Source organism: Methanomethylovorans sp. (assembly GCF_041305605.1).
In the GTDB taxonomy this organism is placed as follows: Archaea; Halobacteriota; Methanosarcinia; order Methanosarcinales; family Methanosarcinaceae; genus Methanomethylovorans.
Genome location: NZ_JBFYLB010000010.1, coordinates 1 through 10,179, shown reverse-complemented (window position 1 = coordinate 10,179; position 10,179 = coordinate 1). Strand labels below are relative to the sequence as shown.

The 10,179-nt window shown below is 44.0% G+C and carries 11 protein-coding genes; 10 read left to right on the top strand and 1 reads right to left on the bottom strand.

Annotation, left to right across the window (positions count from 1 at the left end; translation table 11 throughout):
* From ACCM36_RS00685 to ACCM36_RS00640, 10 genes are all read left to right on the top strand, one after another.
* Positions 1-396: hypothetical protein (locus ACCM36_RS00685; RefSeq protein WP_370571774.1), on the top strand; the 396-nt coding region annotated here is incomplete at its 5' end.
* Positions 397-505: 109 nt separating this feature from the next.
* Complete coding sequence (locus ACCM36_RS00680; protein WP_370571773.1) at positions 506-1,768, top strand: cysteate synthase; 1,263 nt, start codon at positions 506-508, stop codon at positions 1,766-1,768.
* A gap of 4 nt (positions 1,769-1,772) precedes the next feature.
* On the top strand, positions 1,773-2,537 hold the full coding sequence (locus ACCM36_RS00675) for an ATP-binding cassette domain-containing protein (protein ID WP_370571772.1): 765 nt from the start codon (positions 1,773-1,775) through the stop codon (positions 2,535-2,537).
* Positions 2,534-3,232, top strand: coding sequence for a GTP-binding protein (locus tag ACCM36_RS00670; protein WP_370571771.1), 699 nt, complete (start codon positions 2,534-2,536; stop codon positions 3,230-3,232). The genes ACCM36_RS00675 and ACCM36_RS00670 overlap by 4 nt, the downstream gene beginning before the upstream one ends.
* 3 nt (positions 3,233-3,235) lie before the next feature.
* Positions 3,236-3,865, top strand: coding sequence for a (Fe-S)-binding protein (locus tag ACCM36_RS00665; RefSeq protein ID WP_370571770.1), 630 nt, complete (start codon positions 3,236-3,238; stop codon positions 3,863-3,865).
* A gap of 25 nt (positions 3,866-3,890) precedes the next feature.
* On the top strand, positions 3,891-4,394 hold the full coding sequence (gene comD, locus ACCM36_RS00660) for a sulfopyruvate decarboxylase subunit alpha (protein ID WP_370571769.1): 504 nt from the start codon (positions 3,891-3,893) through the stop codon (positions 4,392-4,394).
* Positions 4,394-4,960: a sulfopyruvate decarboxylase subunit beta gene (comE, locus tag ACCM36_RS00655; protein ID WP_370571768.1), complete on the top strand. Its 567-nt coding sequence runs from the start codon at positions 4,394-4,396 to the stop codon at positions 4,958-4,960. Before comD ends, comE begins: the two co-directional genes overlap by 1 nt.
* A gap of 149 nt (positions 4,961-5,109) precedes the next feature.
* A complete protein-coding gene (locus ACCM36_RS00650) occupies positions 5,110-5,415 on the top strand; it encodes an MscL family protein (RefSeq protein WP_370571767.1) in 306 nt (101 codons plus the stop codon).
* Positions 5,416-5,712: 297 nt separating this feature from the next.
* Positions 5,713-7,263, top strand: coding sequence for an ATP-binding protein (locus ACCM36_RS00645; protein ID WP_370571766.1), 1,551 nt, complete (start codon positions 5,713-5,715; stop codon positions 7,261-7,263).
* A 302-nt stretch (positions 7,264-7,565) separates the two neighbouring features.
* Positions 7,566-9,413 (top strand): PAS domain S-box protein, encoded by a 1,848-nt coding sequence (locus ACCM36_RS00640; RefSeq protein ID WP_370571765.1) that lies wholly within the window; start codon positions 7,566-7,568, stop codon positions 9,411-9,413.
* A 2-nt stretch (positions 9,414-9,415) separates the two neighbouring features.
* On the opposite strand, the gene ACCM36_RS00635 is transcribed toward ACCM36_RS00640, so the two are convergent.
* Positions 9,416-10,179 (bottom strand): amylo-alpha-1,6-glucosidase (locus tag ACCM36_RS00635; protein WP_370571764.1); only part of this gene is annotated, 764 nt, incomplete at its 5' end.

Genomic DNA, 10,179 nt, shown 5'->3' with positions numbered 1-10,179 from the left:
TCGCTTCGGTTATTGCTCACGGATCTGCCAGAGATGGCTCTGATGCAGGAAAATCTTCATGCCCTTAATAAGTTCTTCAGTCTTTTCAGCATATTGGACGAGTCACTCGCCTATTTATCCGAAAGTTTCACCTCTCACATTTACGATAGTAATGATCTTGCCAGGATGCACACAACTGTAGCGGATAATGAAGACTTCCAATTCTTTTATAATAATCTATCAATAGCATTACAGGGAAAAGACCAGAAGGAATTCGATGAGAGTTGTATGCAGCTCTGTACAACATTTCTAAATACATGGAAACTATATCCACTGATAGCAGATTATGAGTTATCCGTGAAATGTTTACTTTCTCATATCCAGAGCCTCTCCTTAACGTTAGACAAAATATCTTGAAAGCACATATATCCTAAATAGGATATTTTCTCCACAATTTCTATCCTAATACGGCAAACAAACTCATATCCAAGGAAACATATTTATTTAGCATCACCAACTTGGCCTCATGCATAAGTATTCTGTCAGATGCCCTATCTGTGACGAGGTGCAAGATCCGATGTCTTTGGCATGCAGCAAAGGACATGATGTACTTTTACGCACTTCTTACGAGGCTTCACAGCTGATTCCCAAGGATCTGCCTGGGATCTGGAAATTCTACGATTGGCTTCCTGTGGAAGGTATTATCCGGGAAGGTACAGGCAACACGGTCACATATAAAAGTGAAGCTTTTGCAAGGGAACTGGGCCTTTCTGACCTATATATAGCTTATAACGGATACTGGCCAGAGAAGCATGCTTCCATGATGACATGTACTTTCAAGGATCTGGAAGCGTACCCTACCATGCAGAGATTGTTGGAAAGGAAGGATAACAGGATAATGGTTGTTGCTTCAGCAGGGAATACAGCCCGTGCTTTTGCACACGTATGTTGCATAACAGGACAGCCATTGCTGCTTGTTGTTCCGGAGAAGAGTGCCCATCGGCTCTGGACCCTTCATGAAGATACATCTCCAATATGCTTGGTAACTGTGGAAGGGGATTATTATAATGCTATTGAGCTTGCCAGTAATGTGGCTTCAAAAGAGGGGTTCGTAAGTGAAGGAGGAGCAAAGAATGTGGCACGCAGGGATGGCATGGGCACAGTCATGCTGGATGCAGTACTTACTATGAAAAAATTGCCCATGCATTATTTCCAGGCCGTGGGGAGCGGGACCGGTGGGATCTCTGCATGGGAAGCTGCCATAAGGCTCATCCGGGATGGACGTTTTGGCAATGTATTGCCACAACTACATCTTGCACAGAACCTGCCATGTGCACCTCTTATCAGTATGTGGTCAGGCAATATTGCAACTAAAGGTACAGTGGATGAAAAGTGTCCAAAGGATATGTACGATGATGTTCTTTTCAACAGGAAACCACCATTTTCGATCGTAGGGGGTGTACGGGATGCCCTGCAAGCCACAACCGGCAGGATCTATGGTATTGATAATGCTGCTGCTGCACATGCACAGCAATTGTTCGAAGAATTGGAAGAGATTGATATAAATCCGGCTGCTGCAGTTGCTGTTGCTGCGCTTATGGAGGCTGTCGAAAAAGGCACCATAGGCAAGAATGACAGTATCGTGCTTAACATCACAGGCGGGGGAATGGAAAGGCTGCGCAGGGACCACAATTTGTATCCTATTATTCCAGACATGCGGGTCTCTGCCCATGACCCGGAAGCAGAGTTCAAGATAGCAGAAAAAGTTGCAGAGAAGTTTCAGAGGTAAGAATATGAGAGATGTTACAACACTAACCATTCTGGGTGGTGTCAATAAGGAAGGATTTACTGAGTGCATTGACAGAGTACAAGTTAACAAAGGCGAGATCATAGGCATAGTTGGCCCCACTGGTTCGGGAAAAAGCACTCTCATCGATGACATTGAGCAGCTTGCGCGGGGCGATACATCCTCGGGGAGGCACATACTTATTAACGGGGAAGTGCCGGATGCCTCTATCAGAGTGGACCCCCGGCTTAAACTGGTAGCGCAGCTCTCACAGAAAATGCATTTCCTGGCAGATATGACAGTAGAGGATTTCCTTGTAATGCATGCCAGAAGCAGAGGAAAAGGACCGGAACTTGTAGAGAGGGTTTTGCAGCTTGCCAATACCCTTACCGGGGAACCTATAGCTCTCCATCATCATCTTACGGCACTGAGTGGTGGGCAGTCACGCTCCCTCATGACAGCTGACATTGCAGTTATCAGTGACTCCCCTGTGGTGCTCATCGATGAGATCGAAAATGCAGGTATCAGAAAGCAGGAAGCTCTGGAACTGCTTGCATGCGAAGGCAAGATCGTGGTAGTTGTGACCCATGATCCTGTACTGGCCCTCATGGCCACCCGCAGGATAGTGATGAAGAACGGAGGCATGGTGGACGTTATCACTACAAGTTCACAGGAACAGCAGATATGTTGCAAGATAGCTGAAGTGGATAACTGGCTGCTCTCCCTCAGGGAAACCATCCGCAGGGGCGATCTTGTTGAGGGAACGGTATGAAACTTGTTGTACTTGCCGGAACTCCGGGCTCAGGTAAAACGTCTGTGCTGTTGCACACGATCAAAGCTCTTGTATCTCTGGGAAACAGCCCTGCTGTGGTCAAAATAGACTGCCTGTGGACAGATGATGACCAGAGGTTCAAAAGACTTGAGATACCGGTTCGGGTAGGGCTTGCCAAAGACATGTGCCCGGACCATTTTACTATTTACAATATAGAGGACATGCTGAAATGGGCAGGATCACAGGGTGCTGACATACTGCTTAATGAAACTGCAGGCCTTTGCCTGCGGTGTGCTCCCTATCCTGATGATTGTCTTGCCGTGTGTGTTATCGATGTCACTACAGGGCCGAACACTCCTCTTAAGGTCGGCCCGCTGCTCACCACCGCAGACGTCGTGGTCATGACAAAAGGAGACGTGGTTTCCCAGGCAGAGAGGGAAGTGTTCAGGGAAAGAGTTCTTGATGTGAATCCAGGATGCAGTATTGTGGAAGCCAACGGCCTGACAGGTAAAGGCTCTTTCGAGCTGGCTGAACTGATAAGTGCTTCTCCTTGTACAGGTACGGAAATGGAGTTAAGGTATAATCCCCCTCTTGCAATTTGTTCCCTGTGTACCGGTGAAATGCGGGTGGCTCGCAAACACCACATGGGAGTTTTGCGCAGCCTTGACGGTTCCATGGAATACAGAGGTGAGTGAACAGTGGACAAGATCCTGTCCCTGCTGCCCGGATATAATTGCGGCAGCTGTGGCTTTAAGCAATGCAGGGATTTTGCCGCACAGATCACCGATGCAGCAACCCTTGCAAGCTGTCCTTTCCTAGAGAGAGATATGTTCAGGACAAACCTGGAGCAGTTAAAAGGGCTTGTGGGCAAAGAGAAAACCGAAGATGAGGTAATTGGCATCATTGATGGCCTTAGAGCCGATCTTTCACTTGGGCCCCTCCAGGAAGAATGTTCCTGCAGAGAGGATATCCACCCTTTGGATGTTTCTCTTGAGGTAGAAATAGGTGACATACTGCGCTATAGGCCTCTTGGCTGCCCGATCACACATTTTGCCCGGGTGATAGACAAGTCTCCGGGTATATACACTGTACACATAGTAGGACCTTTGCACAGGCTTGGAAAGAATGATCCTGCTTTCAAGGACGCGGGTTTATGTATGATCCTCGCTTTCGAAGGCATAGTGGTGAAAGGAAAAATTCCATCAGTATGCCAGACAGTGAAGTTTCTGCCTGAACACTGCATGATGCAGAAAGTGCATTCCGGTATCGTGGTTTCTGTAGAGGGCCGCAGGCTTCGTATAGAGGCCATTGACCTTAAAGTATGGTAGACCAGAAGTAACATGAGGACACAGAATGGATAATACCCCTTCAGCAGCAGTGATCAGGAGCATGAAAAAAGCAGGTGTGGATTTCGTGGTCAGTGTACCCTGCGTGAACCTGAAGGACCTTATATTGATGGTTGATAAAGACCCGGATATCATCCATGTGCCGGTCACAAGGGAAGAAGAAGGCGTGGGCGTATGTGCGGGAGCATATATGGGTGGAAAGAGAACTGTGATGCTGATGCAGAATTCGGGTCTGGGGAATTCCATTAATGCCCTTGCTTCCCTTAACAAACTTTATGGTATACCCTTACTCATGATCATGAGCCACAGGGGCGTGGAAGGAGAACCGGTCTGTGCACAGGTGCCCATGGGAGAACTTACCCCCCATTTACTTAAGATAATGAATATACCCTATTTTGTGCCATCTTCTAAACAGGAGGCAGAGGCCATCATAGTTGAAGCCATGGCCACTGCACAGGAAAAAAAAAGCCCTGTGGCTGTGCTGCTAAAGATAGGTTTCTGGAGGTTATGATGATACGTCTGGATGCCATTGATGCCATTGCAAAGAAAGCCAGAAAAGACGGAGCACTCTTAATAAGTAACATCGGCATACCATGCAAGGAACTGTATCATGTCTGCGATATGGCACACAACTTCTATATGCTGGGTTCTATGGGACTTGCTTCATCCATAGGTCTTGGTTTGTCCCTTGCAAAGCCTCAAAGACAGGTCATAACTATCGAAGGTGATGGTTCCATGCTTATGAATCTGGGTAGTCTTGCCACCATAGCAAGCCAGCACCCTACAAATTACCTGCTGATAATAATAGATAATGGCACATACGGTTCAACGGGTGATGAGCCTACAGCCACATCATTGTACACTGATCTTGCAGCCATGGCAAAGGGAGCAGGGATCTGGGAAGTATATACCACAGACACTCCGGAAGGGCTGATGCGGTTACTTGAAGAAGTAAAAAGCGGGGTCATAGTTGTCAAAGTGCAGCCTGGAAATGCGCAGGTTCCGGTTATCGGCATGTGTCCGGAGGGTATACTGGAGCGGTTTATGGATGAGATGTCGGATAATACTTATATATAAATGTGTCTGCATTTCCTCCTTTCCAGCATATATGGTAACGCGCTATGGATTGTTTTTAGCAGCTCTACTTCAAGATTCACAAAGAGTTGCGTAATATTGAAATATTATTATCTCTCTACATATTTTAATCTCTAGTAAGGAGGGTTTGCATGGGTTTTATGAGCGAATTTAAAGAATTCCTTTATGAATATAAGGTAATACCACTGGCTATCGCTTTTATTATGGGTATCGCAGGTACAGCACTTGTAAAATCATTTGTGGATAACATCGTCATGCCAATTATCACTCCATTTGTTCCCGGGGGTGCATGGCAAACTGCTACAGTATCCCTTGGTCCTATTGTTCTCAGCTGGGGAGCATTTTTGGGAGAGGTGATCAATTTCGTAATTATTGCATTTGTGGTCTTTATCATTGCAAAGAAAGTGCTGAAAGAGGAAAAGGTCGCCAAGAAATGACCTTCTTTTTATCCTTTTCTTTTTTTGCGTTCTTTGTGTTCAGATGATTTATGCAAGTAGTGTGGCTTGAGAAAATAGGAAATATTTATATTGGACTAATTATAATAGTTGAGACGCATTAAGTTGTATTTCTTCTCTTTGTAGAGAATAAATATCCATTGAGGTAAATCAATTGATACCCACTGTAGCTGTTCCGAAGGATTGTCATCTTAGAAAATCGTATATAGCTACATTTTATAGCATGTTGCAAACTGCTTCAATATCTTTTATATCTTTTTCTTTCAGAGGTTTTAGATCATGAAAGGCTCCCGAATCCTTATAGTTGAAGATGAACGGATCACCGCTCTTGATATCAAATACAGGTTGGAGGATTCGGGATATGTGGTGACGGGAATGGCATCATCCGGGCAAGTTGCCATTGAAAAGGCAGAAGGAACAAGGCCCGATCTGGTGCTGATGGATATAATGATAGAAGGTGATATGGATGGGGCACAGGCAGCTTTCCAGATCCACACTCGTTTTGGCATACCTGTGATATTCCTTACAGCCTACGCTGATGAGGATACCCTTAGAAGAGCAAAGATCGCAGAGCCTTTCGGATATATATTAAAGCCATTCGAAGACAAAGATCTCTATACTAACATAGAGATCACACTCTACAAGCATCGTGTCGAGCAAGAGCTCAAAGAAAAGGAAGCATGGGTATCAGCCACATTAAAAAACATGGCCGATGCTGTTATAGCTACAGACACATCGGGAACAATAAAGCACCTGAATCCCATGGCCGAGATCCTTACAGGATGGACGGAATCTAATGCAGTTGGAAAACCGTTAAGTGAAATAATCCAGGTATCCTACATAAATGGTGAAATGATCACTGACCTGGTCCTTAAGGTGCTTGAAAATGGAGTTTTTGAGGGTCGGGACGATGAAGATCTGCTATTGTTCAGCAACGGTCTAAAATATCCAATTTCAATCACAGGTACTTCCATTAAGAACGACAAAAATGAAGTTATTGGTATTGTCTATGTTTTTGCAGACATAACCAGACAAAAGCAGGAAAAAGAAAATCTTCTGAATGCCAAGCTAAGCGCTGAAACTGCAAATAATACAAAGAGCGAGTTCCTAGCCAACATGAGTCATGAATTACGTACCCCTCTTACATCTATTATAGGTTTTTCAGACCTTCTCCTTGAAGAGACATTCGGTGAGCTTAACGAAAAACAGCATAAGTACTTACAGAATGTGTCATCCAGCGGGAAGCATCTTCTGGACCTTATCAATAGCATTCTTGATCTTTCAAAAGTGGAAGCCGGAAAAATGCAGATGGCATATGAGCATTTCAATGTCTCTGAGGTCATAAGTGAAATTAATGCTATTGTAGTTCCGCTGGCGTTGAAAAAAGGCATCTCTCTGGATATCAGTATAGATCCTAAAATGCATAATATGAGGGCTGATAAGCTGAAATTCAGGCAGATCATGTACAACCTTGCAAGTAATGCAATAAAATTTACTAACAATAGTGGTCATGTGTACATAGAAGGAACTCTTTCAGGAAAACTGGCGCAGTTCAGAGTAAAAGATGATGGTATTGGCATATCTAAAATAGATCAACTTAAGATCTTCAACCCATTTACACAGATCGATTCTTCAAGTACCCGTAAATATGAAGGTACTGGCCTGGGTTTGGCTCTGGTGAAAAAGTTCGTGGAATTGCATGGTGGTTATGTATGGGTGGAAAGCGAACTGGGTCAAGGCTCTATATTTTCTTTTATCATACCTTATGATGGTGTTCTTCCTACATCACAGAAACAAGCAACTGATAAATTACAGGAAACATCTATATAGGCACGCAGATCAGAAAAGCTGTCATTTGGCGCCAAATACATATTTATGTTATTTACACTGACCGGCATCAGCATTCTATTGCAGATTTACTTCTTGTCACAGGCAGATAAACCATATTTTACAGGAAATACAATAAATAAATATTTATAGTATTATTTATATTAAATAGTTTAATAATAATGTGTACCATTCTGTGGCACACGATCCGATCAAATCGGTCTGTATTCAATGATATGAGATCTAATTGGGATTGCCACAGTGTATGACTAACTAATAACTCTTTGATTGGTTGGATGGAAATAATGAGCAATGTCAAACCCCGGTTCACTATACTTGTTGTAGATGATGAACCAGTGAACGTAGAACTTCTGGAAGCTTATCTGCATTCGGAGCATGAAGTGATCACTGCTTTCAACGGGTTTGAAGCACTTGAGAGCGCACGTAATAAAAAACCAGATCTTATCCTCCTTGATATAATGATGCCTGACATCAATGGATTTGAGGTATGTAAGATCCTTAAGAGTTCTAAAGATACAGCTCATATTCCAATTATAATGGTTACTGCACTCTCAAATCGTGATGATCGTGCACGGGCAATAGAAGTTGGCACTGATGATTTCTTATCAAAGCCAGTTGATAGATTGTCCCTAAAGACCCGGGTAAATTCACTGTTAAGACTTAAAGCACTTCAGGACGAAATATTAAGGGAGAGAGACCAGGCACAGAACTATCTGGATGTTGCAGGTGTGATGTTCCTTGTGCTGGACAATGAAAAGCATGTCAAGCTCATCAACAAGAAAGGCTGTGAGATACTTGGTTACAGTGAAGACGAAGTTGTTGGAAAGAACTGGGTAGATCATTTCATACCTGTATACTTAAGGGATGAGGTCAATAAACTTCATTCGGATCTGATAATTTCTCCCCCTCTCGCCAATAATCTTGTCGAGAATCCATGTCTCACAAGTCAAGGAACCGAGAAGATCATCAGATGGAACAATGTGGCAATTAGAGATACTGCCGGTAATGTCATCGGTACACTTAGTTCCGGAGAGGATATTACTGATGCGAAGAAAGCAGAGTCTCTGATAAACATTCAGAAGATAGCAATGGATGCTGCCACAGATGGTCTGTCTATCCTCAATGAAAAAAGAGAGTTCGTCTATACCAATGAAGCACATGCACGAATGTACGGGTATGATTCTCCGTCTGAACTTCTGGGCAAAACCTGGGACATAGTGTATGATCCTGTTGACCTCGAGATATTTAGAACACAATACTTGCCGGAATTACTGAAAAAGGGTAAGTGGACAGGAGAGAGCAAAGGCAGGAAAAAGGATGGTACACTCTTTTTCCAGGAAGTATCTCTTACACTTCTTGATAACGGAGGAACGGTCTCCATTGTACGGGATATTACATCCCGCAAGGAAGCAGAGAACAGGTTGCAGGAATATGCACGCAACCTCAAGCGCTCTAATGAGCTTAAGGATCTATTCATTGATATCATGAGCCACGATATCCTCAATCCGGCAGGTGTGGCCAGAGGATTTACAGAGATACTTCAAAGTGCAGAAACAGATCAGGTTAAACTTCACAAACTTGGTATCATTGAAGAGAGTATTTCCAAGATCCTGGATACCATAACCAGCGCTGCCAACCTTGCACGGCTTGAGAGTGTTGAGGAAATAGAATTCATAGATCTCGACCTAAATTCAATGATCCTTGAAGCCATTGACGCGTACAAGTACGAAATACTCGCAGTTGGTCTGAAAATAGAATATAAGGACACAGGTCCTCACTATGCAAGAGCAAATCCTATGATAAGTGGCGTTATCACCAATCTACTTGCAAACGCCTTGAAATACGGTTCCAAGGGAGGAAAGATACTAATAAGGGTTCACGATTCCAATGATGAATGGAAAGTGATACTCACCGATTTCGGGGACGGGATATCAGATGCGGACAAACCTTCTGTCTTCCAAAGATTCAAAAGGCTCAATGTTGGCGATATACAAGGACACGGTCTTGGGCTTGCGATCGTGAAGAGAACTGTAGATCTTCACGGAGGCAGGGTAGGCGTTGAGGACAACCCTGACGCCACAGGTACCCAGTTCTGGTTCACAGTTAAGAAAAGTGTGGGAAATCCCAGTTAAGACTATTTGCTGATCTTTTTAAGTAGTACATCTTCCGAATATGCCCTCAAAATCTCGGCCACGCTCCATGCCTGCGAAACACATCCTCTGGGTATGTGAGGTTCATTACCATCAAATATCTCTGAGATAGTGCCAATACCAGCTTCTGAAAGATGAGGTATAAAACAGTCCAGCAGTTCTTTTGCATACATCCTGCTCCTTAAAGAGTGACCTTTTGTTTTGCAGTAGGCCGAAATAAATGGTCCCAGGAGCCAGGGCCATACTGTCCCGTTATGGTAGGCAACATCTCTTTGAAGGACATTCCCTTCATATTTACCAATATAGGCAGCTTCATAGGGTGCCAGTGTCCTTAAGCCTCTGGGGGTCAGCAAATGCTGCTGTACTTTTCTCACAATGCTTTTTGCCTTCTCCTGGTCGGGCATGCAGTAGGGTAGCGATACTGCTAATATCTGGTTAGGTCTTAATGAGCCGTCTTTGTATTCTATTCCCTGTGCATCATAGCCAATGCAGTCATAAAGGCAATTCTGTTCTTCGTTCCAGAAGACCTGTTCAAAGTTTTTACGTACCGTTTCAGCCTTTTCTGCAAAACCCGGATCCTCTATGGCAAGCTTTGAAGCCATCTTTGAGGCAATGACCAGGGCATTGTACCACAATGCATTGATCTCACATGCTTTGCCTTTGCGGGATGTGATCTCAACATTACCCACTTTGGCATCCATCCATGTTAGCTGTCCATCATGGCATAGCAGATGATCTGTATCCACTT